At 42.4% G+C, this 1,337-nt stretch carries 1 protein-coding gene; it reads left to right on the forward strand.

Going from position 1 to position 1,337, the window contains the following annotated elements:
* On the forward strand, nucleotides 1-1,337 hold a 1,337-nt coding region (locus HMPREF9013_RS03620; RefSeq protein WP_006627022.1), incomplete at both ends, for a Cna B-type domain-containing protein.

Here is a 1,337-nt window from a genome sequence, read left to right on the forward strand (position 1 = left end):
GCCAGAGAAAAAACAAGTGTATCAGTTGAGAAGAAATGGGTTGGACCGGCCAAGAATGAAGTAGAGGTAGAACTGTTAGCCGATGGGAAGGCGACGAATCAGAAGATCACGTTAAACCAAGGGACAAACTGGAAGGGTGAGTTCAAAGATCTGTATAAATACGATAAAGACGATGGCCATGAGATTGAGTATAGGGTAAAAGAGAAGAAGATAAGCGGATATGAGACGGTGATTTCAGGGACAGCGAAGAGCGGATATACGATCACGAATACAATTGCGGGGAAAGTATCAATAGCTGTTAGAAAAGAATGGGTCGGGAAAGAAGGAAACAGTGCGACGATCCGTTTGATAGCGAATGGGAAAGAGATCTTATCAACGACATTGGATTCAGCGCATAATTGGAGACATACCTTTGCGGGCTTGGAGAAGTATAAAGATGGAGTCGAGATCAAATATGAGATCAAAGAAGACGCTATAGCCAACTATGAAAGTGAGATTACAGGTAATGTTGCCAATGGCTTTGTGGTTAAGAACACGAATACGGAGAAGGTGAGTGTCCGTGTGGAGAAGAAGTGGAATGGACCAAAACAGACATCCGTCAAGGTAAACTTAATGGCAGATGGAGTAGTTCAGAAACAGATTGAGTTAAATGAAGGTGGAAGTTGGAAAGGTGAGTTCAAAGAATTAGCGAAGTATGCACCGGATGGTCATGAGATTGAGTATACGGTGAAAGAAGAGACACCGATGAATTATGAAAGTAAGATTACCGGTAACCAACAAAGCGGATACACCATCACGAATACAAATATAGAGAAAGTCAGTGTTTCAGTCGAGAAGAAATGGATTGGAAAAGAAGGGGCTTTAGCTAAGGTAGAGTTGTTAGCGGATGGAGTGGTGAAAGAAAGAGTAACATTAAGTAAGGCAACAAATGATTGGAAGTACCGTTTCACCAATTTAGCGAAGTATGCTTCGGATGGTCATGAGATTGAGTATACAGTCAGAGAAGAGAAGGTAGAGGGATATGAGACGACCATTTCAGGGACAGCGAAGAGTGGGTATACGATCACGAATAGGATTACAGGGAAGGTAACGATAGCTGTGAGGAAGAAATGGATTGGGAAAGAGGGGAACCGTGTTGTGGTGAACCTGTATGCCAATGGGAAGAAAGTAGGAAGTCAGGCATTGACAAAGGACAAAGATTGGCAATATACCTTTACGAACTTAGAGAAGTATGAGAATGGCCAAGAGATCGAGTATACGGTGAAAGAAGAGAAGGTAGAAGGGTATACGACGAAGATTGAAGGGGATATGAAGAGCGGATATACGATTATCAACAA

The sequence above is a fragment of the Bulleidia extructa W1219 genome, from assembly GCF_000177375.1.
Taxonomy (GTDB): domain Bacteria; phylum Bacillota_I; class Bacilli_A; order Erysipelotrichales; family Erysipelotrichaceae; genus Bulleidia; species Bulleidia extructa.